The organism is Aquipseudomonas alcaligenes NBRC 14159, assembly GCF_000467105.1.
GTDB classification, from domain to species: Bacteria; Pseudomonadota; Gammaproteobacteria; order Pseudomonadales; family Pseudomonadaceae; genus Aquipseudomonas; species Aquipseudomonas alcaligenes.
In genome coordinates this window covers 1-24,864 of the sequence record NZ_BATI01000003.1, presented here as the reverse complement: position 1 = coordinate 24,864, position 24,864 = coordinate 1, and the positions used below count along the sequence as shown (strand labels likewise).

At 67.3% G+C, this 24,864-nt stretch carries 21 protein-coding genes and 1 riboswitch; of the genes, 9 read left to right on the top strand and 12 right to left on the bottom strand.

The features are described 5' to 3' along the window. The first annotated feature begins 22 nt into the window (after window positions 1–22). The 3 genes from PA6_RS00980 (at window position 23) to PA6_RS00970 (ending at window position 1,971) form a co-directional block, all read left to right on the top strand. Complete coding sequence (locus PA6_RS00980) at window positions 23–493, top strand: chemotaxis protein CheW (RefSeq protein ID WP_021698987.1); 471 nt, start codon at window positions 23–25, stop codon at window positions 491–493. Between the two features lies 1 nt (window position 494). Then, entirely contained in the window at window positions 495–1,286 is a 792-nt protein-coding gene (locus PA6_RS00975) for a helix-turn-helix transcriptional regulator (RefSeq protein WP_021698986.1), read from the top strand. Between the two features lie 76 nt (window positions 1,287–1,362). Further along, on the top strand, window positions 1,363–1,971 hold the full coding sequence (locus PA6_RS00970) for a LysE family translocator (protein WP_021698985.1): 609 nt from the start codon (window positions 1,363–1,365) through the stop codon (window positions 1,969–1,971). 60 nt (window positions 1,972–2,031) lie between these two features. On the opposite strand, the gene PA6_RS00965 is transcribed toward PA6_RS00970, so the two are convergent. The 4 genes from PA6_RS00965 to PA6_RS00950 all read right to left on the bottom strand — a co-directional run bounded on the left by PA6_RS00965 (window position 2,032) and on the right by PA6_RS00950 (window position 6,584). Then, on the bottom strand, window positions 2,032–3,525 hold the full coding sequence (locus tag PA6_RS00965; protein ID WP_021698984.1) for an alanine/glycine:cation symporter family protein: 1,494 nt from the start codon (window positions 3,523–3,525) through the stop codon (window positions 2,032–2,034). Window positions 3,526–3,754: 229 nt separating this feature from the next. Beyond that, window positions 3,755–4,474 carry a 16S rRNA (uracil(1498)-N(3))-methyltransferase gene (locus PA6_RS00960; protein ID WP_021698983.1) on the bottom strand — a complete coding sequence of 240 codons (720 nt, stop codon included), beginning with the start codon at window positions 4,472–4,474 and terminating at the stop codon, window positions 3,755–3,757. 54 nt (window positions 4,475–4,528) lie between these two features. Then, the gene (gene tmpT / locus PA6_RS00955; protein ID WP_021698982.1) at window positions 4,529–5,173 is read right to left on the bottom strand and encodes a thiopurine S-methyltransferase; all 645 of its coding nucleotides are present in this window, start codon (window positions 5,171–5,173) and stop codon (window positions 4,529–4,531) included. A gap of 4 nt (window positions 5,174–5,177) precedes the next feature. Beyond that, complete coding sequence (locus tag PA6_RS00950; protein WP_021698981.1) at window positions 5,178–6,584, bottom strand: adenosylmethionine--8-amino-7-oxononanoate transaminase; 1,407 nt, start codon at window positions 6,582–6,584, stop codon at window positions 5,178–5,180. A 243-nt stretch (window positions 6,585–6,827) separates the two neighbouring features. On the opposite strand from PA6_RS00950, the gene PA6_RS00945 reads away from it, so the two are divergent. Both PA6_RS00945 and PA6_RS00940 read left to right on the top strand, forming a co-directional pair. Further along, entirely contained in the window at window positions 6,828–7,382 is a 555-nt protein-coding gene (locus PA6_RS00945) for a cytochrome b (RefSeq protein ID WP_021698980.1), read from the top strand. An 18-nt stretch (window positions 7,383–7,400) separates the two neighbouring features. Then, a complete protein-coding gene (locus tag PA6_RS00940; protein ID WP_021698979.1) occupies window positions 7,401–7,976 on the top strand; it encodes a YceI family protein in 576 nt (191 codons plus the stop codon). Window positions 7,977–8,097: 121 nt separating this feature from the next. Here the strand turns inward: PA6_RS00940 and PA6_RS00935 are convergent, their stop codons facing one another. The 4 genes from PA6_RS00935 to ahcY all read right to left on the bottom strand — a co-directional run bounded on the left by PA6_RS00935 (window position 8,098) and on the right by ahcY (window position 13,987). Continuing rightward, window positions 8,098–9,960: a DEAD/DEAH box helicase gene (locus PA6_RS00935; RefSeq protein WP_021698978.1), complete on the bottom strand. Its 1,863-nt coding sequence runs from the start codon at window positions 9,958–9,960 to the stop codon at window positions 8,098–8,100. A 226-nt stretch (window positions 9,961–10,186) separates the two neighbouring features. Then, window positions 10,187–11,563, bottom strand: a complete 1,377-nt coding sequence (gene ppnN / locus PA6_RS00930; protein WP_021698977.1) for a nucleotide 5'-monophosphate nucleosidase PpnN — start codon at window positions 11,561–11,563, stop codon at window positions 10,187–10,189. Window positions 11,564–11,671: 108 nt separating this feature from the next. After that, a complete protein-coding gene (gene metF, locus PA6_RS00925) occupies window positions 11,672–12,517 on the bottom strand; it encodes a methylenetetrahydrofolate reductase [NAD(P)H] (RefSeq protein WP_021698976.1) in 846 nt (281 codons plus the stop codon). 60 nt (window positions 12,518–12,577) lie between these two features. Beyond that, the gene (gene ahcY, locus PA6_RS00920; protein ID WP_021698975.1) at window positions 12,578–13,987 is read right to left on the bottom strand and encodes an adenosylhomocysteinase; all 1,410 of its coding nucleotides are present in this window, start codon (window positions 13,985–13,987) and stop codon (window positions 12,578–12,580) included. An 8-nt stretch (window positions 13,988–13,995) separates the two neighbouring features. Further along, window positions 13,996–14,084: riboswitch (S-adenosyl-L-homocysteine riboswitch) on the bottom strand. A 238-nt stretch (window positions 14,085–14,322) separates the two neighbouring features. Here ahcY and PA6_RS00915 point away from each other — a divergent pair. Beyond that, window positions 14,323–15,909, top strand: coding sequence for a methyl-accepting chemotaxis protein (locus PA6_RS00915; RefSeq protein WP_021698974.1), 1,587 nt, complete (start codon window positions 14,323–14,325; stop codon window positions 15,907–15,909). A gap of 111 nt (window positions 15,910–16,020) precedes the next feature. Then, window positions 16,021–16,470 carry a c-type cytochrome gene (locus PA6_RS00910; RefSeq protein WP_021698973.1) on the top strand — a complete coding sequence of 150 codons (450 nt, stop codon included), beginning with the start codon at window positions 16,021–16,023 and terminating at the stop codon, window positions 16,468–16,470. On the opposite strand, the gene ligB is transcribed toward PA6_RS00910, so the two are convergent. From ligB to PA6_RS00890, 4 genes are all read right to left on the bottom strand, one after another. Next, entirely contained in the window at window positions 16,467–18,128 is a 1,662-nt protein-coding gene (gene ligB / locus PA6_RS00905) for an NAD-dependent DNA ligase LigB (RefSeq protein WP_021698972.1), read from the bottom strand. The genes PA6_RS00910 and ligB overlap by 4 nt on opposite strands. A 166-nt stretch (window positions 18,129–18,294) precedes the next feature. Continuing rightward, entirely contained in the window at window positions 18,295–19,485 is a 1,191-nt protein-coding gene (gene metK, locus PA6_RS00900) for a methionine adenosyltransferase (RefSeq protein WP_021698971.1), read from the bottom strand. Between the two features lie 13 nt (window positions 19,486–19,498). After that, on the bottom strand, window positions 19,499–20,494 hold the full coding sequence (locus PA6_RS00895) for an ArsR/SmtB family transcription factor (protein ID WP_021698970.1): 996 nt from the start codon (window positions 20,492–20,494) through the stop codon (window positions 19,499–19,501). 46 nt (window positions 20,495–20,540) lie between these two features. Beyond that, window positions 20,541–21,431 (bottom strand): LysR family transcriptional regulator, encoded by an 891-nt coding sequence (locus PA6_RS00890; protein ID WP_021698969.1) that lies wholly within the window; start codon window positions 21,429–21,431, stop codon window positions 20,541–20,543. 120 nt (window positions 21,432–21,551) lie between these two features. Between PA6_RS00890 and PA6_RS00885 the strand changes: the two genes are divergently transcribed. Continuing rightward, entirely contained in the window at window positions 21,552–22,700 is a 1,149-nt protein-coding gene (locus PA6_RS00885) for a TDT family transporter (protein ID WP_021698968.1), read from the top strand. A 104-nt stretch (window positions 22,701–22,804) separates the two neighbouring features. Further along, a complete protein-coding gene (gene tkt / locus PA6_RS00880; protein WP_021698967.1) occupies window positions 22,805–24,805 on the top strand; it encodes a transketolase in 2,001 nt (666 codons plus the stop codon). Window positions 24,806–24,864 lie beyond the last annotated feature (59 nt).

Genomic DNA, 24,864 nt, shown 5'->3' with positions numbered 1-24,864 from the left:
TGCTGTCTTTCAAGGAGCCGCCATGAGCCAAGCCATAGCCCCGCAGAACAGCGTCAGCAGCCTTACCGCCCTGCTGGTGCCGCTGGCCGACCGTACCCTGCTGTTGCCCAACGTGGCAGTGGCCGAGCTGATTCCCTACCGCCCGCCGCATGTCACTCCGGGGCTGCCGTCCTGGTTCCTCGGCCAGGTGGCCTGGCGCGACCTGCAGCTGCCGCTGCTGTCCTTCGAGGCGGCCTCCGGTGGCCAGCCGCAGATCGGCCCGGGGGTGCGGGTAGCCGTGCTCAATGCCATGGGCGGTCGTGACCAGGTCAAGTTCATCGCCCTGCTGGTGCAGGGCATCCCGCGCTCGATGAAGGTCGATGGCCACTTGCAGCGCGCCAGCGCCGAGCTGGCGCCGCTGGAGCTGGACGCCGTGCAGCTCGGCGAGGCGGTGGTGAAGATTCCGGACCTGATCGGCCTGGAGCAGAAGCTGGCGGACGCCGGCCTGATCTGACATGAGCGCGGTCCGTCTGGCCCGCCTCGGCGACCTGGAGGTCGCCAGCAGTAGCGTGGCGGGCCAGCAGTTCGACAAACACAGTCACGACGAATTCGTCATCGGCGCCAACCTGGTGGGCGAAGAGCGCATCTGGCTGGACGGACGTACCTTCGATGCCGGCGTCGGCGCCATCACTACCTACAACCCCGGCGAGATTCAGGGCGGCGGTGCCCGCGAAGGGCAGCCCTGGCGCTATGTCAGCCTGTACCTGCCCGCGGCACAGCTGGCCGAGAGCCTCGGCCGCGGCGAGCTGCACTTCGAGCGCCCGCTGCAGCAGGCACCGGCCCTGGCCGGTGAACTGGCCCGAGCGATCGAGGCCTGCCTGAGCGACGATCCGCTGCTGCGCGAGCACGGCGAGGAGGGCGTGACTCTGCTGCTCGGGCGGATCGCCAGCGGCGCCGGCGTGCGTCTGGCCGAGGCTCGGGATATCGGCAGGGAGGCGGTCGGACGTCTGCAGGAGCTGCTGGCCGCCAGCCTGGAGCAGACGCCAAGCCTGGAGCAGATGGCAGCGGCGGTGGACCTGTCCAAGTTCCACCTGCTGCGCGCCTTCAAGCGCCGTACCGGGCTCAGCCCTCGGCAGTGGGCCATGCAGCTGCGCACCCGGCGTGCCCAGGGCCTGTTGCGCCTGGGGTTGCCGGCCGGCGAGGTGGCCCATCGTCTGGGCTTCGCCGACCAGAGCCATCTCAACCGTCATTTCCGCGCTGCCTACGGCATCAGCCCCGGGCGCTATCAGGCCTGCGTGCGCGCCTAGCAGCGCAATCCGGTTCAAGTCGAGGCCGGCCGCAGTCCGGATAATCCGCCTGATCGACGAATGCGGAGTGCTCCCGATGTTGGCCATCTTCCTCGCTGCCATGCTGTTCGGCCTGGCCTTTTGTGCGTCGCCTGGCGCGGTATTCAGCGAGACGCTGCGCCGTGGCCTGACCGGTGGCTTCCGTCCGGCGCTGCTGGTGCAGCTCGGCTCGCTGATCGGTGATGCGGTCTGGGCGCTGATCGGCCTGACCGGTCTGGTGCTGCTCCTGGCCCAGGATAGCGTGCGCGTGCCGTTGACCATCGCTTGTGCGGCCTATCTGGTCTGGCTTGGTATCCAGGGGCTGCGCGATGCCTGGCAGCCGCCGACGCAAGAAGAGGGTGCCGCACAGGGGCGTAATGCCTTCGGCGCGGGCGCGCTGCTGTCGTTGTCGAACCCGAAGAACATCGTGTTTTGGGGCGCCCTCGGCAGCGCGCTGGCGGGCATCGTCGAGGGCACGCCGAGCCAGGCGCAGATGGTGGTGTTCTTCGCCGGCTTCATGCTCGCCTCGCTGCTCTGGTGCTTCATCTGCGCGGCGCTGGTGGACTGGCTGCGCCGCCACACCTCGCTGCTGTGGCAGCGCATCAGCTATGCGGGCTGTGGTGCGCTGCTGCTGATGCTGGCCGCGCTGACCCTGCGCGGCCTCTGAGGCCGCCAAGAAAAAGCCCCGGACCTTGCGGCACCGGGGCTCGGGTATTACGAGGTCAACTCAGCGCTGGGATTCCACCGGGCTTTGCAGCTCGACGGCCTTCTCCTCGGCCAGGTTGTCTTCGGCACGGTGGCCGCCCCAGTAGTCGGCGTTCTTGATGCCGAGCTTCTCCGGGTGGAACACCGGCTCCTTGCCTTCCTTCTGCTGCGCTTCGTAGTCCTTCAGGCATACGAACGCGGTCTTGTGCATCAGCACGATGGCGATGATGTTCAGCCAGGCCATCAGGCCCACGCCGAGGTCGCCCAGGCCCCAGGCCAGATCGGCAGTCTTCACGGTGCCGTAGACGGTGGCGCCGATGATGGCGGCCTTCAGCACCAGCGTCATCCAGGGACGATTCACCTTGCGGTTGATGTAGGCGATGTTGGTTTCGGCGATGTAGTAGTAGGCCACGATGGTGGTGAAGGCGAAGAAGAACAGCGCCACGGCGACGAAGATGTTGCCGAAGCCGGGCATGATGTTTTCCATCGCGGTCTGCACATAGCCCGGGCCTGCGGCGACGCCGGCGATGCCGGTGAACAGCGCGCTGCCATCCGGCGCCTGCACGTTGTACTGGCCGGTGATCAGCAGCATGAAGGCGGTGGCGGAGCAGACGAACAGGGTATCAACGTATACCGAGAAGCCCTGCACCAGGCCCTGCTTGGCCGGATGGCTGACGGCGGCGGCGGAGGAGGCATGCGGGCCGGTACCCTGACCGGCTTCGTTGGAATACACGCCGCGCTTCACGCCCCACATGATGGCCAGGCCGAGGATGGCGCCGAAGCCGGCATCGAGGCCGAAGGCGCTCTTGAAGATCAGCGTGATCACTTCCGGCAGCTTGTCGATGTTCAGCATGACGATGACGCAGGCGACCAGGATGTAGCCCAGCGCCATGAAGGGCACCACGAACTCGGCGAAGCGGGCGATGCGCTTGACCCCGCCGAAGATGATCAGGCCGAGGATGATGGCCAGCACGGCAGCCGTGGTGTTCGGGTGTACGCCCAGTGCGGTCTGCACGCTGGAGGCGATGGAGTTGGCCTGCACGCCCGGCAGCAGCACGCCACAGGCGAATACGGTCACCACGGCAAAGACCCAGGCATACCATTTCATGCCCAGACCCTTCTCGATGTAGAAGGCCGGGCCGCCACGGTACTGGCCGTCGATTTTCTCCTTGTAGACCTGGCCGAGGGTGGACTCGACGAAGGCCGAACTGGCGCCGAGGAAGGCCACCATCCACATCCAGAACACAGCGCCGGGGCCACCGAAGGTGATGGCGGTGGCGACGCCGGCGATGTTGCCGGTACCCACGCGGCCGGCGAGGGTCATGGTCAGCGCTTGGAAGGAGGTGATGCCGTGTTCATCGGTGCGCCCGTTGAACATCAGGCGGATCATTTCCTTGAAATGACGGACTTGCAGGAAGCGGCCACGCAAGGAGAAGTAGAGACCGACACCCAGGCACAGATAGATCAGCGCCGGGCTCCAGACCAGCCCGTTGAGTGTGTTGACCAGTTCGTTCATGTAGTGCTCCTAGAGCCTCGGGCCTGCAACGGCTCCCTTGTGGGAAAGCGCGGAGCCCGGGCGAATTGTTATTGGAGTTAGGTCTGGGCGATGCGCCCGGACCTTGGCAGGCGCGCAGCGCGGTGGTAGGCCGCTGCTTCGCTCCTGGCGCGCAGAGCATGCCAGAGAGGGACGGGCTTGCCATCCCCGAAAGTCACATCTTGTTACGTCCAGGCGACAGTGGCGGGCGTTAGAAGTCGCCCCACAGCTGCTGGGCCACGGCCAGTGCCACCACGGGCGCGGTCTCGGTGCGCAGCACGCGCGGGCCGAGGCGCGCGGCGTGGAAGCCGGCGACCTTGGCCTGCTCGACTTCGGTCTCGCTCAGGCCGCCTTCGGGACCGATCAGAAAGGCCAGGCTGTGCGGCCGGGTATGGCTTTCCAGCGGCGCGGCGACCGGGTGCAGCACCAGCTTCAGCTCGGCCTGCACGCGCGCCTGCCACTCGGCCAGGGTGATTGGCGCGTGGATCACCGGCAGCACCGAGCGCCCACACTGCTCGCAGGCGCTGATCGCCACCTGGCGCCAGTGGGCCAGGCGCTTGTCGGCGCGCTCGTCCTTCAGGCGCACTTCACAGCGCTCGGAGACGATCGGGGTGATCTCGCCAACGCCCAGCTCGGTGGCTTTCTGGATCGCCCAGTCCATCCGCTCGCCGCGCGACAGGCCCTGGCCCAGGTGGATACGCAGGGGCGATTCGGCTTGGCCGGCGAGCTGCTCGCGCAGCTCGACCCGCACCGCCTTCTTGCCCACTTCGATTAGCTCTCCCAGGTACTCCTGGCCGCTGCCGTCGAACAGCTGCACGGCATCGCCGGCGGCATGGCGCAGCACGCGGCCGATGTAGTGGGCCTGGGCTTCGGGCAGTTCGTGCTGGCCGAGGGACAGTGGGGCGTCGATGAAGAAGCGGGACAGGCGCATGCAGGAGGTCACCTAGGGAAAGGCGGCTATTTTAAGCGCGTTCGCCAGTTCAGGTCAGGCGCGCGGTTGCAGCAGCCACACCGCTTCGTCCGCCGGGCACTGCCCCTTGAGGCCCCCCGCCAGCGACTGGCGTGCCAGCGCTTGCAGCTCATAGTGCTGGCCATACAGCTCGCTCAGCTCCTCGGCCAGGACGGCGAAGGGCGGTCCCGGCAGCTGGCTCTGTTCGTAGTCGAAACTGATCAGCAGCTGGCGTGCGCCGGCGCTGATCGCGGTCAGGTGGCTGGCATAGCGTGAGCGCAGCGTGGCGGGCAGGGCCACCAGGGCGGCGCGGTCGTAGATCGCGTCCACCGGGCCCAGCTGCTCGCGGCTCAGGGCGAAGATATCGCCGACGAACACCGTCAGCTTGTCCGTCTCGTAGCGCTGCAGCGCATCGTTCAGCACCTGGATACGCGGCGTCGCGCCCAGCTCGGCGAACAGCTGCTGCACCGCCAGTTCGCTCAGCTCGACGCCCACGACCTGGTAGCCGGCGGCCAGCAGCCAGGCGATATCGAGGGTCTTGCCGCATAGCGGCAGCAGGACGCGGCCCGCGCTGGGCAAGGCGAGGGCGGCGCAGTGAGTGACCAGGAGTGGATTGGCCGCCGGTTGGTGAAAGCCGATCTGGTTGGTCGCCCAGCGGTCGTGCCAGAAACTGTGCTCCATGCCGTCAGCCCGGATCGCGATGGTTGGGATAGAGGTCGGCCTGCACCGCGACGCTGAGCGAATCACGGGTGGCGATGTCGATGCCTTCGCTGGCCACCTCGGCGAGGAAGTCGATCTGCTCGGGAGTGATCACGTAGGGCGGCAGGAAGTATACCACGCTGCCCAGCGGGCGCAGCAGGGCGCCGCGGCTCAGGGCGTGCTGGTACACCGCCAGGCCACGGCGCTGCTGCCAGGGGTAGGCGGTCTTGCTGGTTTTGTCCTGCACCATCTCGATGGCCAGGGCCATGCCGGTCTGGCGCACTTCGGCCACATGCGGGTGGTCTTTGAGGTGTTCGGTGGCGCTGGCCATGCGGGCACTGAGGGCCTTGTTGGCCTCGATCACGTTGTCCTGCTCGAAGATGTCCAGGGTCGCCAGGGCCGCGGCGCAGGCCAGCGGGTTGCCGGTGTAGGTGTGCGAGTGGAGGAAGGCGCGCAGGGTGGCGTAGTCGTCGTAGAAGGCGCCGTATACCTCATCCGTGGTGAGTACGGCGGCCATCGGCAGGTAGCCGCCGGTCAGCGCCTTGGACAGCACCAGGAAGTCCGGGGTGATGCCGGCCTGCTCGCAGGCGAACATTGTCCCGGTGCGGCCGAAGCCGACGGCGATCTCGTCGTGGATCAGGTGCACGCCATAACGGTCGCAGGCCTCGCGCAGCAGCTTGAGGTACACCGGGTGGTACATGCGCATGCCGCCAGCGCCCTGGATCAGCGGCTCGACGATGACCGCCGCCACCTCGTGGGCGTGCTCGGCCAGCGTCTGCTCCATGGCGGCGAACATGGTGCGCGAGTGTTCTTCCCAGCCCATGCCCTCGGGGCGCAGGTAGCAGTCCGGGCTGGGCACCTTGAGCGTGTCGAGCAGCAGTGCCTTGTAGGTGTCGGTGAACAGCGGCACGTCACCCACCGACATCGCCGCCACCGTCTCGCCGTGGTAGCTGTTGGTCAGGGTGATGAAGCGTTTCTTGCCGGGCTGGCCGCTGTTGATCCAGTAGTGGTGGCTCATCTTCAGCGCCACCTCGATGCCGGAGGAACCGTTGTCGGCATAGAACACCTTGGACAGGCCGTCCGGGGTGATCTGCACCAGGCGCTCGGACAGCTCCACCACCGGCGCGTGGGTAAAGCCGGCGAGCATCACGTGCTCCAGGCTGTCGAGCTGCTCGCGGATGCGCTGGTTGATCCGGGCGTTGCCATGGCCGAACACATTGACCCACCAGGAGCTGACCGCGTCGAGATAGCGCTTGCCGTCGAAGTCTTCCAGCCAGACCCCGTCGCCGCGCCGAATCGGGATCAGCGGCAGGCGCTCGTGGTCCTTCATCTGCGTGCAGGGGTGCCACAGCACGGCGAGGTCGCGCTGCATCCATTGGGTGTTCTGGCTCATGGTGGGTCTCCGATACGACAGTGGCTGAGACTACCAGAAGGCCCGCGGGGATACGCCGCCTGCCGCTCGTCCACGCCAGGGCGCCGTCCAGAGCCCTCGCCGCGAACCATCATGGGCACTTGTTGACTAAGGCGTCAGCGCCTAATCATCTGGTTACTCGATATTTCGAAGCGAAAAATTCCGCTTTTAATCGATGGTTTTGCCGCTAGGCTGTTTCCCAATCGCTTACACGGAAGACTTCTCATGCAGTTGCGCAATTCCGACTCCACTTACGGCCTGGTCAGCATCCTGCTGCACTGGCTGGTGGCCCTGATGGTATTCGGCCTGTTCGGCCTGGGCCTGTGGATGGTCGGTCTGGACTACTACAGCGGCTGGTACCGCACCGCGCCGGACCTGCACAAGAGCATCGGTCTTGTGCTGTTCGCGGTGATGCTCGGGCGCCTGCTCTGGCGCTTCGTCAGCCCGCCACCTGCGGCTCCGGCCAACCATGGCCGGACGACCCGCCTGGCGTCCAAGGCCGGCCATGCGTTCCTCTATCTCGCGCTGTTCGTCCTGATGCTCAGCGGCTACCTGATTTCCACCGCCGACGGCCGCGGCATTGCCGTGTTCGGCCTGTTTGAGGTACCGGCGACGCTGACCAGCATCCCGGACCAGGCCGACGTCGCCGGCGCCATTCACGAATACCTCGCCTGGGCCCTGGTGATCTTCGCCGGCCTGCATGCCCTGGCGGCGCTCAAGCACCATTTCATTGACCGTGACGCCACCCTGGTGCGCATGTTTGGTCGCACCGGCAAGTAACCCACAAGGAGACTGTTAATGCTCAAGAAAACCTTCGCCGCCCTGACCCTGGGCGCCGCTCTGTTCGCTGGCCAGGCCATGGCTGCCGACTACGCCATCGACAAGCAAGGCCAGCACGCCTTCATCAACTTCAAGATCAGCCATCTCGGCTACAGCTGGCTGTACGGCACCTTCAAGGACTTCGACGGCAGCTTCAGCTTCGATGCCAAGGCCCCGGAAGCCAGTAAGGTGAGCGTCAAGATCAACACTGCCAGCGTCGACTCCAACCACGCCGAGCGTGACAAGCACCTGCGCAGTGGTGACTTCCTTAACGTCGACAAGCACCCGACTGCCACCTTCGAGTCCACCTCGGTCAAGAGCACTGGCGAAGGCACTGCCGACATCACCGGCAACCTGACCCTCAACGGCGTGACCAAGCCGGTGGTGATCGCCGCCAAGTTCCTCGGCGAAGGCAGCGACCCGTGGGGCGGCTACCGCGCCGGCTTCGAGGGCAGCACCAAGCTGAAGCTGAAGGACTTCGACATCCAGAAAGACCTAGGCCCGGCTTCCCAGGAAGTGGAGCTGATTCTCTCGGTGGAAGGCGTGCGCCAGTAACGCCGTTGCCGAGCGCAGCAAAATGAAAAAGCCGGCCCAGCGCCGGCTTTTTTTGTGGCTTGGCCCAGCGGAAGGGCATAAAAAAGCCGGCCATTGGCCGGCTTTTGCAGAGCGCAGGTAGTTACTCCGCTGTATCGCTCTTGCGCGTCAGCAGTGCCGGCTTCTCGCTGCGTGGGCGGCTGCCCGGCAGGCTTTCCAGCTGCTCCAGCGTTGGCAGGCGCTCACCCTTGCGGATGATCAGCGGTTGCTTGGCTGCGCGGCTGTCCTGTACTGCCGGCTCCTGGCGCTCATAGCGGGGTTCCTCACGGCGTCCGCCGCCCTGGCGTTGGCCCTGGCCGCCGCGGTTGCGGTTCTGCCCCTGACCCTGGCCCTGACCGCCCTGGCGTTGCCCCTGCTTCTGCCCGCCTTGACGTGGGCCCTGGCCACCTTGACGCGGCGCGCCCTGGGTGCGTCCTTGTCCGCCCCGGCCGGCCTGAGCTGCGCCCTGGCCACCGCGGCGCTGATTGCGGCCTTGCGGTTGCGGCTGGGGCGGCACGTAGTCGGCGCGGTTGCCGAAGTTGTCGAACTCGTCGTCGAGGAACTCCTCGGGGTCACGCTCCGGCGGCAGTGCCAGCGGGGCGGCCGGCTTGCCGGCCTGGCGCGGCGTGTTCTGCTGCGGCTGCTGGCCGGCTTCGCCCTTGCCTTTGCCGCGGCGACGCTTGCGCTTCTTGCCCTGGCCGTCGCCGGCTTCACCGTCGGCCTTGGGTTCGTGCTTGGGCTCGTGGCGCGGTTTGTCGGCGCGCGGCTGGCGCTCCGGACGCGGACCACGGGCTTCCGGCTTCTCTACCTCGACACTGGCCGGGTCGAAGCCCTGCATGTCGCCGGCGGGAATCTGCTGCTTGGTCATGCGTTCGATGGCCTTGAGCAGCTTCTCCTCGTCCGGTGCCACCAGCGAGATGGCCTCGCCGCTGCGGCCGGCACGACCGGTGCGGCCGATGCGGTGGACGTAGTCTTCCTCGACGTTGGGCAGCTCGTAGTTGACCACGTGCGGCAACTGGTCGATGTCCAGACCGCGGGCGGCGATATCGGTGGCGACCAGGATGCGTACCTGGTTGGCCTTGAAGTCGGCCAGGGCCTTGGTCCGTGCGTTCTGGCTCTTGTTGCCGTGGATCGCGGCGGCCGGCAGGCCGTGCTTGTCCAGGTACTCGGCCAGGCGGTTGGCGCCGTGCTTGGTACGGGTGAACACCAGCACCTGTTCCCAGGCGCCGAGGGTGATCAGGTGCGCCAGCAGGGCACGCTTGTGCGTGGCCGGGATACGGAACACGCGCTGCTCGATGCGCTCGACCGTGGTGTTCGGCGGCGTCACCTCGATGCGCTCGGGATCATGCAGCAGCTTGTTGGCGAGGGCGATGATGTCCTTGGAGAAGGTCGCCGAGAACAGCAGGTTCTGGCGCTGCGCCGGCAGGCGGGCGAGGACCTTCTTCACGTCGTGGATGAAGCCCATGTCGAGCATGCGGTCGGCTTCGTCGAGGACCAGGATCTCCACGCGGGAGAGGTCGACGCTACCCTGGCCGGCCAGGTCGAGCAGGCGGCCAGGGCAGGCCACCAGCACGTCGACGCCCTTGGCCAGGGCCTGTACCTGCGGGTTCATGCCGACGCCGCCGAAGATGCAGGCGCTGACGAATTTCAGATCGCGGGCGTAGATCTTGAAGCTGTCGTGGACCTGGGCTGCCAGCTCGCGGGTCGGTGTCAGCACCAGCACGCGCGGCTGTTTCGGGCCATGGCGGTGTTCGCGGTCCGGATGACCACCCGGGAACAGGCGCTCCAGGATCGGCAGGGCGAAGCCTGCGGTTTTACCAGTACCCGTCTGGGCGGCGACCATCAGATCGCGGCCTTGCAACACGGCGGGGATGGCCCGCTGTTGCACCGGAGTGGGCTGGGCGTAACCGGCGGCTTCTACGGCGCCGGCCAATGCCTCGGAGAGACCGAGGGAAGCAAAGGACATGTGTAATCCTGTCAATATGGGGCGAGAGCCCGATGGGGAAGTTGCCTGGCTTGAATCGCTCTGGTTGAACGATCCCGTCCGGTACTGCTGGGCGATGGGTTGCCGAGCATCCGGGCGCAAGCCTGGCGGGTGTCCGGAGTATAACAGAGCAATGCGGTGTGGCCGCTAGCTGCCCGTCGCCTGTTTTTCGACCAGCGGGGCATGGCATGCGGCCACAGGGCGCGGCTCAGCCGACGACGCGATAGCAAGGCACGTAGGCGCTGCCACCCGGCAGCTTCATGCGGTGCTGCTCGACGAAGGCCTGCAGCAGGCGGTCCAGCGGGCGCATGATGCTCGGGTCGCCCTTGATTTCGTAGGGACCGTGTTCCTCGATCATGCGGATGCCGTGGGCCTTGACGTTGCCGGCGACGATGCCGGAGAAGGCGCGGCGCAGGTTGGCGGCCAGCGCATGCACCGGTTGCCCGCGGCTGAGGTCGAGCGCCGCCATGCTGGCATGGGTGGGCGCGAACGGGCGCTGGAAGCTCTCGTCGATCTTCAGCAGCCAGTTGAAGTGGAAGGCATCGTTGCGCTCGCGGCGGAACTGCGCCACTTCCTTGATCCCGGCGGCCATCTGCCGGGCCACTTCGGCCGGGTCGTTGATGATCATCCGGTAGCGCTGCTGGGCCGCCCGGCCGAGGGTGGCGCCGATGAAGTCATGCAGCTGCTGCAGGTAGGGCTCGGCGCTGCGCGGGCCGGTGAGGATCACCGGGAAGGGCAGGTCGGCGTTGTCCGGATGGGTGAGGATGCCGAGCAGGTAGAGGAACTCCTCGGCCGTGCCGACGCCGCCGGGGAAGATGATGATGCCGTGACCGACGCGGACGAAGGCCTCCAGGCGCTTCTCGATGTCCGGCAGGATTACCAGCTCGTTGACGATCGGGTTGGGCGCCTCGGCGGCGATGATGCCCGGCTCGGTCAGACCCAGGTAGCGGGCGCCGCCGATGCGTTGCTTGGCATGGGCGATGGTGGCGCCCTTCATCGGCCCCTTCATCACGCCGGGGCCGCAGCCGGTGCAGATGTCCAGGCGGCGCAAGCCCAGCTCGTGGCCGACCTTCTTGGTGTACTTGTATTCCTCGCTGCTGATCGAGTGGCCGCCCCAGCACACCACCATCCGCGGCTCGGCGCCGGCACGCAGGGTGCGGGCGTTGCGCAGCAGGTGGAAGACGTAGTCGGTGATGCCCTGTCCGCTGTCGAAGTCGATGCGCTGGTTTTCCAGCTCGCTCTGCGTGTAGACGATGTCGCGCAGGGCGCTGAACAGCATTTCGCGGGTGCTGGCGATCATCTCGCCATCGACGAAGGCATCGGCCGGGGCGTTGCGCAGTTCCAGGCGAATGCCGCGGTCCTGCTGGTGGATGAGCACCTCGAAATCCGGGTAGGCCTCGAGAATGGTCTTGGCGTTGTCGCTGTGCGAGCCGGTGTTGAGGATCGCCAGCGCGCACTGCCGGAACAGGGCGTAGATGCTGCCGGAGCCGGTCTCGCGCAGCTGCTGCACTTCACGCTGGGAGAGGGTTTCCAGGCTGCCCTTGGGGCTTACCGAGGCGTTGATCTTGTTGCGTACCAGAGTCATCGAGGCTTCCGTGTCGGAGGCGCGCTGGCGCCGCTGGGGCGGTGCGCGCAGGGTGTCTGGCATGAGATCGCGCCGCCGCCGCGAAGTTGCCGGGGCGGCGCGTTCACCTCAGCGGGGTAGCTTGAGGTTGTTCCAGATGGCCAGGCTGGCATCGGCCTGGTTGAGGGTATAGAAGTGCAGGCCCGGAGCGCCGCCCTGCAGCAGGCGTTCGCACATCTCGGTCACTACCTGCTCGCCGAAGGCCTGGATGCTCTCCAGGTCATCGCCGTAGGCTTCCAGCTGCTTGCGTACCCAGCGCGGAATCTCCGCGCCGCAAGCGTCGGAGAAGCGCGCCAGCTTGCTGTAGTTGGTGATCGGCATGATGCCCGGCACGATCGGCAGGTCCACGCCGAGCTTGCGCACGCGCTCGACGAAGTAGAAGTAGCAGTCGGCGCTGAAGAAGTACTGGGTGATGGCACTGTTGGCGCCGGCCCGGCACTTGCGCACGAAGTTCTGCAGGTCGTCTTCGTAGCTGCGCGCTTGCGGGTGCACTTCCGGGTAGGCGGCCACTTCGATATGGAAGTGATCACCGGTCTCGCTGCGGATGAACTCCACCAGCTCGTTGGCGTAGCGCAGCTCGCCGCTGGCCATGCCCATGCCGGACGGCAGGTCGCCGCGCAGGGCGACGATGCGCTTGATGCCGGAATTCTTGTACTGGCTGAGCAGGCTGCGCAGCTCGTCTTTGCTGTCACCGACGCAGGACAGGTGCGGTGCGGTCGGCACGCCGACATCGCCATCGAGCTGTAGCACGGTGTTGAGGGTGCGGTCGCGGGTGGAGCCACCGGCACCGTAGGTGCAGGAGAAGAAATCCGGGTTGTAGCCGGCCAGCTGGCGGGCCACGCCCATCAGCTTCTCGTGACCGGCTTCGGTCTTGGTGGGAAAGAACTCGAAACTGTAGCGACGTTCTTGCGACATAAATCTGGTCCTTGCAGACGCGAAGAAGGCGGGGCGTTGCCGCCCCGCCTTCCTGGTGCATCAGTAGCGGTAGGTGTCCGGCTTGAACGGGCCTTCGACGGTAACGCCGATGTAGTCGGCCTGCTGCTTGGTCAGCTGGGTGACGACGCCACCGAAGCCCTTGACCATTTCCAGCGCCACTTCCTCGTCGAGCTTCTTCGGCAGCACTTCCACGGTCAGGCGCTCGGCCTTCTTCTCTGGGGAGAGGTCGGCGAACTTCTGCTCGTACAGGAAGATCTGCGCCAGCACCTGGTTGGCGAAGGAGCCGTCCATGATCCGGCTCGGGTGGCCGGTGGCGTTGCCCAGGTTCACCAGGCGGCCTTCGGCCAGCAGGATCAGGTAGTCGTCGTTGGCCGGATCGAAGCTGCCGGCGCCGGTGCGATGGATCTTGTGCACCTGCGGCTTGACCTCTTCCCACGCCCAGTTCTTGCGCATGAAGGCGGTGTCGATCTCGTTGTCGAAGTGACCGATGTTGCACACCACGGCGCGCTTCTTCAGCGCCTTGAGCATGCCGGCGTCACACACGTTGACGTTGCCGGTGGTGGTGACGATCAGGTCGATCTTGCCCAGCAGGGCGGCGTCGACGCTGGCCTCGGTGCCGTCGTTGATGCCGTTCTTGTACGGGGAAACCAGCTCGAAGCCGTCCATGCAGGCCTGCATGGCGCAGATCGGGTCGATCTCGGTGACCTTGACGATCATGCCTTCCTGACGCAGGGACTGGGCCGAGCCCTTGCCCACGTCGCCGTAGCCGATCACCAGGGCCTGCTTGCCGGACAGCAGGTGGTCGGTGCCGCGCTTGATGGCGTCGTTCAGGCTGTGGCGGCAGCCGTACTTGTTGTCGTTCTTGCTCTTGGTGACCGCGTCGTTGACGTTGATCGCCGGGACCTTGAGGGTGCCGGCCTTGAGCATGTCGAGCAGGCGGTGCACACCGGTGGTGGTCTCTTCGGTCACGCCGTGGATGCGTTCGAGCATCTGCGGGTATTTCTTGTGCAGGATCTCGGTCAGGTCACCGCCGTCGTCCAGCACCATGTTGGCGTCCCACGGCTGGCCGTCCTTGAGGATGGTCTGCTCGATGCACCACTCGTACTCCTCCTCGGTCTCACCTTTCCAGGCGAACACCGGGATGCCGGCAGCGGCGATGGCAGCGGCCGCTTGGTCCTGGGTGGAGAAGATGTTGCAGCTGGACCAGCGCACTTCGGCGCCGAGGGCGACCAGGGTCTCGATCAGCACGCCGGTCTGGATGGTCATGTGGATGCAGCCGATGATCTTGGCGCCTTTCAGCGGCTGGCTGGCGGCGTACTTGCGACGCAGGCCCATCAGTGCCGGCATCTCGGACTCGGCGATGATCAGTTCCTTGCGGCCCCACTCGGCCAGGGAAATGTCGGCTACCTTGTAATCGGTAAAAGCAGCGCTCATGCGAAAGCTCTCCATTCGTTGTCTGCGAATGGGCGCCGTTGATGCGTTTGGGTAACGCCCCATCCGAGCCTGACAGGCGGTCTTTCAGCCTGCTGCAGCGCCCCTCGGACGGGTGGCGGGCATGGCCGGGCGAAGCCGGCCATGTGAAGCCCGGCGATTATAGCCATCCCGGTGGCGCAGCCCAAGGTCTTCCGTCGCTCTGTGGCGGGGCGCATGGGTTTATTTTTGCTCTTTTGTGGTGCGTTTTTAACTCCTGACCATAAGGTCAGGCACTCCGGCGCTGGCCATGATCTTGCTTGGCGTGGCTATTGGCGGCCGGTCTGGTCGCCCCTCTGCCCGGAGCCTTCGTCATGTCTCTCTCCCTCGCCTTCGACAAGCTGCTGCGCATGTTGGGAATGCGCACCCTCAACCAGCAGTTCCTGTTCTCCTACGCCCTGATGTTCCTGCTTGCCGTTACCGCCTCGGTGGCGCTGTACCTGAGCATGTCGGTGTCGCCGGAGACCATCAACGTCGCCGGTGCCCAGCGCATGCTCAGCCAGAAGATGACCAAGGAGGCGCTGCTGTTGCGCCAGGGCGCCAGCGAGCGCAAGAGTCTGGAGGCCACCATCGCGCAGTTCGACCAGGCTCACCGTGATCTGCTGGCCGGCAACCCGGCACGCAATATCAGCGTGATCGAGGCGCCGGCGATTCAGGCGCAGATGGCGCGTGTCGGGGAGCTGTGGCGCGCCTTCCGGCCGCGGCTGGAGCAGACGGCCGGCGGTGGCGAGGCCGACCTGGCAGCCCTGGAGTCCGCTTCGGTGGCCCTGCTCAAGGAAATGAACCAGGCGGTCGGGCTGATGGCCGCGCATGCCGAGAGTTCGCAACGCCGGCAGATGTGGCTGGCCTTCGTCTGTGTGCTGGGCATCCTGGTGTTGGTGGTGCTCGGGCGCCAGTTCGGCCTCAGCCCGCTGATGCGCGACCTGCGCGCGGTCGAGTCGGCGCTGACGCGGGTCGGTGCCGGCGATTTCACCGGCGCGCTGCAGGGCGGCCAGGCGGACAACGAGATCGGCCGCATCTTTGCCGGCTACAACCGCATGCAGGAGCAGGTCCGCGTGCTGCTGGCGCAGGTCAAGGACAGCGGCGAGCGTACCCGCCGGCATGTCGACCAGGCGGCCAGCGCGGCGGGCGCGGCAGGGGAGGACGTGCGCCAGCAGCACGAGGACCTGGACCAGGTGGCCACGGCGATGAACGAGATGAGCGCGACGGTGGCCGAGGTGGCGCGCCATGCGGTGGATGCCGCCGATTCCGCGCGGGGTGCCGATAGCCACGCGCGTACCGGCCAGCAGGCCGTGCGGCGCAGCGCGGAACTGATCGGGGCGCTGACCGACCATCTGCAGCGCAGTGGTGGCCAGGTGCAGGCCCTGGAGGCGGAAACCGCCGGCGTCGGCCAGGTGCTGGAGGTGATCACCGGGATCGCCCAGCAGACCAACCTGTTGGCGCTGAATGCCGCCATCGAGGCGGCGCGGGCCGGCGAGGCCGGGCGCGGCTTTGCCGTGGTGGCCGACGAGGTGCGCACCCTGGCGAGCCGGACGCAGCAATCCACCGGCGAGATTCAGAGCATCATCCAGCGCCTGCAGGAGGGCGCGCGCCAGGCGGTTGCCTCCATGCAGCAGAGCGAGAACATGGCTCGCGACAACCTGGCGCACATCGGTGAGGCCACGCAGGTGCTGGAGCATATCGTCAGCGCGGTCGACAGCATCAACGCGATGAACGCACAGATCGCCACCGCCGCCGAAGAGCAGAGCCAGGTGGCGACGGAGATCGACCAGCGCATCACCCATATCTCCAGCCTGGCCGAGCGCAGCCATGGCGACGCCGACAGGGTGGTCGAGGCCAGTACGCAGATTCAGGCCGAAGTCCGTCAGCTCAACGAGACCCTGGGGCGCTTCCGCACCTGAGTGGCGCCGCCGCTAACCCGGCCTGGCAAACTCCTGCGACAGCCTTGCGCTTGGCGGGCGGGCGCAGACTGGCAATACTGTCGCCCCTTTCGTCCGTGACTGGCTGTAGATATGAAGTCGAAACTGCTGCTTGGCCTGCTGGCTGTGACCTTGCTGGCCGGCTGTGACCGGGTCGATCCCAATTCGCCGCTGGGCAAGCGCCAGGCCCTGTTCGAAGAGATGCTGCGCACCAGCGAAGACCTTGGTGGCATGCTGCGTGGGCGCCTGAGTTTCAACGAGCAGCGCTTCGCCGAGGGCGCGGCCAAGCTCGATGAGCTGTCGCGCCAGCCCTGGCAGCACTTCCCGCAGGTACGCGAAAGCGACGGCGACAGCCAGGCGCGCGATGAGGTGTGGCAGCGCCAGGAGCGCTTCCAGCAGCTGGCGCGCGAGCTGGAAGCCGCCACCGCCGAGCTGCGTGGCGCGGCCCAGGTCAAGCCGTTGAAGGCGCGCGCACTGGAGGCGCCGGTGGCCAAGGTCGAGGCGGCCTGCAAGGCCTGCCACGAAGAGTTCCGTATCTACTAGAAGCCCTCGATGCCGCTGCGCTGCAGTTGTTCGCGCAGCTGCAGCACCTCCGGGTGGCGGAAGAAGGCCGCCAGCTGGGCGGCGCGGGTCGTGCCCACGCCGGCATAGGCATCCCAGTCCGTCGCCTCACGTGCCGCCAGCGCTGTCCAGCCGCCCTGCAGCGGTGCCGAGCCGCTGGGCGGCAGGCTCAGGGCGCGCAGCCATTGTGTGAAGGGGCGCTGCCGTGCACTGGCAAAGCTGGCCGACAGGCTGGCCGCACTGCGCGGGCCGAAGCCCGGACGGCGCGCCAGTTCCTCGTCCGCCAGCGCCAGCCAGTCGAGCAGCCCCTGCAGTTGCAGCTTTTCCCAGGTGCCGGCGCCGACGCCAGGCAGCGCCAGGCCCTGCTTGCCGCCCAGCCACTGCAGGCGCGCGGCGAACTGGCTGGCGCAGCCGGGCGTCGGCCGAAAGCAGCTGAGCGCATGGTGCTGCGCCGGGTCCGGCACCTGCAGCACCATGCGCTGCTGGCTGCGCCAGACCACGGCGTCCAGGCGTGGGATGGTCAGGCCGGCGAGGGCGATGGCCACCTGGTCGCCGGGCCGCACATCCAGTTCGCGCCAGCGTTGCAATGAGCCGAGGCTGACGCGGCGCACCTGGCGTCCGTCCAGCTCGACCGCCTGCAGTTGCAAGAGTGGCGTGATGCGCCCCGTGCGGCCGATCTGGAACTGCACGGCACGCACCTGGGCCAGGGCCTGGCGCGGCGGGTATTTCCAGGCCGCGGCCCAGCTCGGCGGTTCGGCGATCCAGCTGTCGCCCGCCGGACGCCGGCCCTGGCGCAGCACCACGCCGTCGCTGGCGAACGGCAGGGGCTGGTGATACCAGCGCTCGCGCCACTGACTGGCTTCCTCCAGCGTGCGCAGCGGCAGGGTCAGCGCGACGCTGTCGGCGAAGCCCATGGCGCGCAGGTCCTGCAGGCGCTCGGTCATGCTCGCCGGGCCGTTCGGCCAGTCCCAGACGAACAGGCCGACCTGCCGGGCGCGCGGTTCATCCAGCGTGCCGCGCGCCATGGCGCCGGCGGCCAGGCCGCGCAGACCATTGCCGCCGTCACGGGCCTGCACGTGCTCGGCGACGCGCCAGTACAGCTCGCCCTGCAGGATCAGTTCGTCGTTGCGTGGCAGGTGCTGCGGGATGGCGCCGATCAGGCGGGCGCGCGCCGTCCAGTCCTGGCCGCTGCGGCCGTCGCCGCGGCTGATCGCCTGCTGCAGGCGGCCGTCGCGGTAGACCAGGGTGACGGCGACGCCATCGACCTTGGGCTGAATCCACAGGTCGTCGCGCCCGGCCATCCAGGTACGCACGGCGTCTGCATCGCGCAACTTGGCCAGGCCGGTCTGCGCCACCGGATGGGCGACGGGGCCGCCGGCGCCCTGCAGTTGGGCGGTGGGCGTTATGGCCTCGGCGGGGAAGCAGGCCTGCCAGTCCTCCAGGCGCTGGCGCGACTGGTCGTAGAGTTCGTCGCTGATTGGCGAGCGGCCCTGGCGGTGGTAGGCGTCGTCCCAGTCGGCGAGCTGTGCGGCGAGTGCCGCCAGTTCCCGTCGCGCCTGCTCGGCGGACCAGTCGGGGCAGGGCGCGGCGAGGCAGTCAAAGGCGAACGGCAGCAGCGACAGCGCGATCCAGCGTGGCATGGGAGCATCCTTGCTCGAGGGTGACCAGGGCTAGCCTAGCCGCCCACAGGCGAATCTGCCGGTCGCCGAGTAGGGCGGGTGAAGCCTCGCGGGGCCCGGTCGCGGGTTGCACCTGCCCAACAAAAAGCCCCGCACTGGGCGGGGCTTTTTGCATTGCCGGGGGCGCTTACAGGCCAGCGGCAGCACGCAGGGCGTCGACCTTGTCGGTCTTTTCCCAGGTGAAGGTGCTGAAGGTGTCGTCGCCGACGGTCTTCTGCTGCGGAGTGCGGCCGAAGTGACCGTAGGCCGCAGTTTCACGGTACATCGGGTGGAGCAGGTCGAGCATCTTGGTGATGGCGTACGGGCGCAGGTCGAACACTTCACGCACCAGCTGGATGATCTTGCCTTCGGCGATCTTGTGGGTGCCGAAGGTGTTGATCGAGATGGAGGTCGGCTGGGCCACGCCGATGGCGTAGGACACCTGGATCTCGCAGCGCTCGGCCAGGCCAGCGGCGACGATGTTCTTGGCCACGTAGCGACCGGCGTAGGCGGCCGAACGGTCAACCTTGGACGGGTCCTTGCCGGAGAACGCGCCGCCACCGTGGCGGGCCATGCCGCCGTAGGAGTCGACGATGATCTTGCGCCCGGTCAGGCCGCAGTCACCGACCGGGCCGCCGATCACGAAGTTGCCGGTCGGGTTGATGTGGAACTGGGTGTCCTTGTGCAGCAGCTCGGCCGGCAGGGTGTGCTTGATGATCAGCTCCATCACCGCTTCACGCAGGTCGGGCAGCGAGACGTCCGGGCTGTGCTGGGTGGACAGCACCACGGCGTCGATGCCGACCACCTTGCCGTTCTCGTAGCGGCAGGTGACCTGGCTCTTGGCATCCGGACGCAGCCACGGCAGCAGGCCGGACTTGCGCGCCTCGGCCTGGCGCTCGACCAGGCGGTGCGAGAAGCAGATCGGTGCCGGCATCAGCACGTCGGTCTCGTTGCTGGCGTAGCCGAACATCAGGCCCTGGTCGCCGGCGCCCTGGTCTTCCGGCTTGGCGCGGTCGACGCCCTGGTTGATGTCCGGGGACTGCTTGCCAATGATGTTCATCACGCCGCAGGTGGCGCCGTCGAAGCCGACGTCGGAGCTGGTGTAGCCGATGTCGCAGATCACGTCGCGGACGATCTGCTCGAGGTCGACCCAGGCGCTGGTGGTGACTTCGCCGGCGACGATGGCGACGCCGGTCTTGACCAGGGTTTCCACGGCCACGCGGGCGTGCTTGTCCTGGGCGATGATGGCGTCGAGGACGGCATCGGAAATCTGGTCGGCGATCTTGTCCGGGTGGCCTTCGGACACGGATTCGGAGGTAAACAGGGAGTATTCGCTCATTTCAAAATCCTATTCATACCTGGGTTTGCTTCGCATCCGGCTTGGCAAAGTGCCGTACCTGAATCTGAAAGCCGTTCTTGAGGCCCACATAGAGGCTCTCGCCGGGCGTGAGCCCCGCGGCATCGGCCCAGCGGGCCAGATCTTCCTGTTCGAAGCCTAGCCAGAGGTCGCCGCAGGCCGTCCTGGCCCAGCTCTGGTCATGGCTGCACAGCTCGGTGATCAGCAGGCTGCCGGTCGGTCTGACCAGGCGTGCCAGCTGCTTCAGCGCCTCGGCCGGGGCGGCGAAATGGTGCAGCACCATGTTCACCACCACGCAGTCGGCGGCGTCGATCTCGTCGTTCAGGGCATCGGCGAGCTTGAGCTCGACGTTGCCCAGTCGTTCGTTGTCGCAACGCTGGCGGGCCAGCTCCAGCATCGCCTCGCTGTTGTCCAGCGCCACCACCCGGGCGAAGCGCCGCGCCAGCTCCGGCAGGAAGCCGCCATCGCCGGGGCCGACTTCCAGCGCCGTGCTGCCGGCGGCGAAGCCCAGCGCATCTAGCAGGGCCAGCACGCTGTCGCGGTACTGCGGCAGACCGGCGATCAGGTCCTGCTGGGCCTGGAACTTGTCCGCCGCGCGGGCGAAGAAGTCGCGGCTGGCGGCGGCGCGCTGGGCGTGCACGGCGGCGATGCGGGTCTGCACCTCGGCCGGCAGTTGCAGCTCATCCACTTCGGCCAGCAGCGCGCCGTGCAGGGTGCCGCCGAGCAGCTCGCCATGTGGCAGGGCGCGGCGGTAGAACACCGCGTTGCCTTCGCGCCGGGTGGCCACCAGGCCGGCCTGGGCCAGGACCTTGAGGTGGTGGCTCATGCCCGACTGGCCGATGGCGAAGATCTGCGCCAGTTCCAGCACGCCGAACGAGTCGTTGGCCAGCGCGCGCAGCACGTTCAGGCGCAGCGGGTCACCGCCGGCCTTGCACAGGGCGGCCAGTTCGTCGGCTGGCTCGAAACGGAGCTGGGGCACGCGCATATTCATAGGGGCGGCAGTCTAGTCGGTCACTTTTCATCCAGCAACAGCAATATCAAAAAGTTTTGATATTGCTGTCGATCATCTGCAGGAACGCGGCCGGCGCGGGGTTCAGGCGGCTGCCCAGGCGCCACAGCACGTGCAGGTCGCGCTCGATCTGCAGGTCGCGCACATCGAGCTGTACCAGGCGGCCGTCGGCCAGCTCCTCTTCCACCACCAGTTGCGACAGCCAGGCAATGCCGCGCCCGCCGGCGATCAGGCGCTTGAGCGGCTCGGTGCCGCCGCCGATCATCGCCGCGCGCGCGTCCAGGCCGTGCTTGCGGTAGGCCTGCTCGATGCTGGCGCGGGCGCCGGAGCCAGCCTCGCGCAGGTACAGTTCGTGTGCTTGCAGCTCGGCCATGTACAGGCCCTGGCGGCCGGCCAGTGGGTGCGCCGGGCCGACCACCGGCAGCAGCCGGTCGCGCGCCAGCAGGTGGTGGGCATAGTCCTCGGCCGGGAAGGGGCCTTCGACGAAGCCCAGGCTGATCAGCGCGTCGTCCAGCTGCTGCAGCACTTCCTGGGTGTTGCTCATCTGCAGGCTGACGAACACACCCGGGTGCTGTTCGCGGAAGCGATTGAGCAGCGGTGGCAGCCAGTAGGCACCCAGGGTGGCGCTGGCACCGAGGATCAGCTCGCCGTGGCCGAGCCCGGCCAGGTCGCGCAGGTCACGCTCGGCGGCCTGCTCCAGGGCGAAGATGCGCTCGGCGAACTGCAGCAGGCGCTGGCCGCCCTCGGTCGGCGTCACGCCGCGCGGGTGGCGGTCGAACAGGGCCAGGCCGAGGCTGGCCTCCAGGTCGCGGATCTCCCGGGTTACCGCCGGCTGGCTGATGTGCAGGGTCTCCGCGCCGCGGCTGACACTGCCGGCCTGGGCGACGGCGAGGAAGACCTTGAGGTGGTGCAGGTTCATAGCCTTGCCATATCAATTAGGTATCCATGTGATGCTGAATATGTATTTTTAATATGGCAAGCGGCTCTTTAGCCTGACTCCACTCGTCGTTACCCCACGGGACCACCCGACCGGAGTCTTATGTCGCGCCCCTTCAGCCGTCTGCCCGAACCCTGGGCCTTCGTCCGCCACTTCACCCCCAACTGGTTTGCCATGACCATGGGCACTGGCGTGCTCGCTCTGGTGATCGCCCACCTGCCCTGGGCTCTGCCGGGGCAGATGATCCTGGCCGAGGTCCTGTGGCTGTTTGGCGTGGCCCTGTTCGCCTTGTTCGCCCTGCTGTTCCTCACCCGTGTGCTGCTGCACCGCGACACCCTGTGGCCGATGCTGCTGCACCCGGTGCAATCGATGTTTCTCGGTGCCATCCCGATGGGCCTGGCGGTGCTGATCAGCGGCCTGTTGCAGTTCGGCCCGGCGCGCTGGGGCGACGGCGTGTATGCGCTGGCGCATGCCCTCTGGTGGCTGGATGCGGCGATGGCGCTGGGCAGCGCGCTGCTGGTGCCTTACCTGATGTTCACCCGGCAGAGCCACGCGCTGGAGAAGATGACGGCCGTGTGGCTGCTGCCGATCGTCGCGCCGGAGGTGGCGGCCGGCGCCGCCGGCGCGCTGGCGCCGCACCTGGACCCGGCCGCCGCGCGCCTGGTGCTGGTGGTCGGCTTCATTCTCTGGGGCATGTCGCTGGCCCTGGCTTTCTCGCTGATCACCCTGGTGCTGCTGCGCCTGGCCCTGCACAAACTGCCGGACACCGATTTCGCTGCCACCAGCTGGCTGCCGCTGGGGCCGCTGGCCACCGGCTGCCTGGGGCTGCTGACCATGGGCCAGGCAGCGCCGGCGGCGTTCACCGGCACGCCGCTTGCCGCGGCGGCCGAGCTAGCGCACGGCATCGGCCTGGTCGGCGGGCTGGCACTATGGGGCGCGGGCCTGTGGTGGCTGGTCATCGCCACCCTGTTCACCCGTCATTACATCCGCGACAACATGGCCTTCAACCTGGGCTGGTGGGGCTTCACCTTCCCGCTCGGGGTGTTCGCCCTGGCCACGCTGGAGCTGCTGCGCCTGACCGAACTGAGTTTCTTTGCCCTGGTCGGCCTGGTACTCAGCGTGCAGCTGGCGGCGATCTGGCTGCTGGTGCTGCAGCGCACGCTGCGCGGCGTGTGGCATGGCGAGCTGTTCCAGGCGCCCTGCCTGGGTGGGCCGCAATCGGCGGCGCACGGGGTTTTCAGCGCCGATTGAGGTCGGCGGGAGGGTCTTCGACCATCTGTCATTGCCCCTGGGGGCCTGGCTGGGCGAAAATACGCGCCTTTTTACCGTGACCAGCCCCCCGCAGGAGATTAGCGATGCCCAGCCGTCGTGAGCGAGCCAATGCCATTCGTGCCCTCAGCATGGATGCCGTGCAAAAGGCCAACAGCGGCCACCCCGGCGCCCCCATGGGCATGGCCGACATCGCCGAAGTGCTGTGGCGTGACTACCTCAAGCACAACCCGCAGAACCCCAACTGGGCCGACCGCGACCGCTTCGTGCTGTCCAACGGTCACGGCTCGATGCTGATCTACTCGCTGCTGCACCTGACCGGCTACGACCTGTCGATCGACGATCTGAAGAGTTTCCGCCAGCTGCACAGCAAGACCCCGGGCCACCCGGAGTACGGCTACACCCCGGGCGTGGAGACCACCACCGGTCCGTTGGGCCAGGGCATCGCCAACGCCGTCGGCTTTGCCATCGCCGAGAAAGTGCTGGGCGCGCAGTTCAACCGCCCCGGCCATGACATCGTCGACCACTTCACCTACGCCTTCCTCGGCGACGGCTGCATGATGGAAGGCATCAGCCATGAAGTCTGCTCGCTGGCCGGCACCCTGGGCCTGGGCAAGCTGATCGCCTTCTACGACGACAACGGCATCTCCATCGACGGCGAAGTCCATGGCTGGTTCACCGACGACACCCCGGCGCGCTTCGAGGCCTACGGCTGGCAGGTGATCCGCAACGTCGACGGTCATGACGCCGACGAGATCAAGACCGCCATCGAGACCGCGCGCAAGACCAGCGACCGTCCGACCCTGATCTGCTGCAAGACCGTGATCGGCTTCGGTTCGCCGAACAAACAGGGCAAGGAAGAGTGCCACGGCGCCCCGCTGGGCAACGACGAGATCGCCGCCACCCGTGCCCAGCTCGGCTGGGCTCACGGCCCCTTCGAGATCCCCGCCGACATCCGTGCCGAGTGGGACGCCAAGGAAGCCGGCGCCGCCCGCGAGGCCGCTTGGAACGAGCAGTTCGCCGCCTACGCCGCTGCCCATCCCGAGCTGGCTGCCGAGTTCAAGCGGCGCATGGCCGGTGAACTGCCGGCCGACTTCACCGAGAAGGCCGCTGCCTACATCAAGGATGTCGCCGAGAAGGGCGAAACCATCGCCAGCCGCAAGGCCAGCCAGAACGCGCTGAACGCCTTCGGCCCGCTGCTGCCGGAATTCCTCGGTGGCTCCGCCGACCTGGCCGGTTCCAACCTGACCCTGTGGAAAGGCTGCAAGGGCGTTTCCGCCGATGATGCCGCCGGCAACTACATGTTCTATGGCGTGCGCGAGTTCGGCATGAGCGCGATCATGAACGGCGTGGCCCTGCACGGCGGTTTCATCCCCTACGGCGCGACCTTCCTGATCTTCATGGAATACGCGCGCAACGCCGTGCGCATGTCCGCACTGATGAAGCAGCGCGTGCTCTACGTGTTCACCCACGACTCCATCGGTCTCGGCGAAGACGGCCCGACCCACCAGCCGATTGAGCAGCTGGCCAGCCTGCGTGGCACGCCGAACCTGGATACCTGGCGCCCGGCCGATGCCGTGGAATCCGCGGTGGCCTGGAAGTACGCCATCGAGCGCGCCGACGGCCCGTCCGCGCTGATCTTCAGCCGGCAGAACCTGCCGCACCAGGCCCGTGACGCCCAGCAGCTGGCCGATGTGGCCCGCGGTGCCTACGTACTCAAGGACTGCGCCGGCGAACCGGAGCTGATCCTGATCGCCACCGGCTCGGAAGTCGGCCTGGCCGTACAGGCTTTCGAGAAGCTGAGCGAGCAGGGCAAAAAGGTCCGCGTGGTGTCCATGCCGTCGACCAGCGTGTTCGACCAGCAGGACGCCGCCTACAAGCAGGCCGTGCTGCCGCTGCAGGTCGGCGCGCGCATCGCCATCGAGGCCTCGCATGCCGACTACTGGTACAAGTACGTCGGCCTGGAAGGCCGCATCATCGGCATGACCACCTTCGGTGAGTCGGCGCCAGCCGCGCAGCTGTTCGAGGAGTTCGGCTTCACCGTCGAGAACATCCTGGAAACCGCTACCGAGCTGCTGGACGCCTGAGTCACCCCTCTCCCGCTTGCGGGAGAGGGGCAGGGGGAGAGGGCTGCGTTGCTGGCGAC

What these genes read in the sequence shown, in the direction of transcription:
- PA6_RS00915 (WP_021698974.1), top strand. Translation starts at nt 14,323, where the DNA reads ATGTCTCTCTCCCTCGCCTTCGACAAGCTGCTGCGCATGTTGGGAATG.
- tkt (WP_021698967.1), top strand. Translation starts at nt 22,805, where the DNA reads ATGCCCAGCCGTCGTGAGCGAGCCAATGCCATTCGTGCCCTCAGCATG.
- PA6_RS00965 (WP_021698984.1), bottom strand. Translation starts at nt 3,525, where the DNA reads ATGAACGAACTGGTCAACACACTCAACGGGCTGGTCTGGAGCCCGGCG.
- PA6_RS00885 (WP_021698968.1), top strand. Translation starts at nt 21,552, where the DNA reads ATGTCGCGCCCCTTCAGCCGTCTGCCCGAACCCTGGGCCTTCGTCCGC.
- tmpT (WP_021698982.1), bottom strand. Translation starts at nt 5,173, where the DNA reads ATGGAGCACAGTTTCTGGCACGACCGCTGGGCGACCAACCAGATCGGC.
- PA6_RS00970 (WP_021698985.1), top strand. Translation starts at nt 1,363, where the DNA reads ATGTTGGCCATCTTCCTCGCTGCCATGCTGTTCGGCCTGGCCTTTTGT.
- PA6_RS00975 (WP_021698986.1), top strand. Translation starts at nt 495, where the DNA reads ATGAGCGCGGTCCGTCTGGCCCGCCTCGGCGACCTGGAGGTCGCCAGC.
- ahcY (WP_021698975.1), bottom strand. Translation starts at nt 13,987, where the DNA reads ATGGAGAGCTTTCGCATGAGCGCTGCTTTTACCGATTACAAGGTAGCC.
- metK (WP_021698971.1), bottom strand. Translation starts at nt 19,485, where the DNA reads ATGAGCGAATACTCCCTGTTTACCTCCGAATCCGTGTCCGAAGGCCAC.
- PA6_RS00940 (WP_021698979.1), top strand. Translation starts at nt 7,401, where the DNA reads ATGCTCAAGAAAACCTTCGCCGCCCTGACCCTGGGCGCCGCTCTGTTC.
- ligB (WP_021698972.1), bottom strand. Translation starts at nt 18,128, where the DNA reads ATGCCACGCTGGATCGCGCTGTCGCTGCTGCCGTTCGCCTTTGACTGC.
- PA6_RS00895 (WP_021698970.1), bottom strand. Translation starts at nt 20,494, where the DNA reads ATGAATATGCGCGTGCCCCAGCTCCGTTTCGAGCCAGCCGACGAACTG.
- PA6_RS00890 (WP_021698969.1), bottom strand. Translation starts at nt 21,431, where the DNA reads ATGAACCTGCACCACCTCAAGGTCTTCCTCGCCGTCGCCCAGGCCGGC.
- ppnN (WP_021698977.1), bottom strand. Translation starts at nt 11,563, where the DNA reads ATGACTCTGGTACGCAACAAGATCAACGCCTCGGTAAGCCCCAAGGGC.
- PA6_RS00910 (WP_021698973.1), top strand. Translation starts at nt 16,021, where the DNA reads ATGAAGTCGAAACTGCTGCTTGGCCTGCTGGCTGTGACCTTGCTGGCC.
- PA6_RS00980 (WP_021698987.1), top strand. Translation starts at nt 23, where the DNA reads ATGAGCCAAGCCATAGCCCCGCAGAACAGCGTCAGCAGCCTTACCGCC.
- PA6_RS00935 (WP_021698978.1), bottom strand. Translation starts at nt 9,960, where the DNA reads ATGTCCTTTGCTTCCCTCGGTCTCTCCGAGGCATTGGCCGGCGCCGTA.
- PA6_RS00950 (WP_021698981.1), bottom strand. Translation starts at nt 6,584, where the DNA reads ATGAGCCAGAACACCCAATGGATGCAGCGCGACCTCGCCGTGCTGTGG.
- metF (WP_021698976.1), bottom strand. Translation starts at nt 12,517, where the DNA reads ATGTCGCAAGAACGTCGCTACAGTTTCGAGTTCTTTCCCACCAAGACC.
- PA6_RS00960 (WP_021698983.1), bottom strand. Translation starts at nt 4,474, where the DNA reads ATGCGCCTGTCCCGCTTCTTCATCGACGCCCCACTGTCCCTCGGCCAG.
- PA6_RS00945 (WP_021698980.1), top strand. Translation starts at nt 6,828, where the DNA reads ATGCAGTTGCGCAATTCCGACTCCACTTACGGCCTGGTCAGCATCCTG.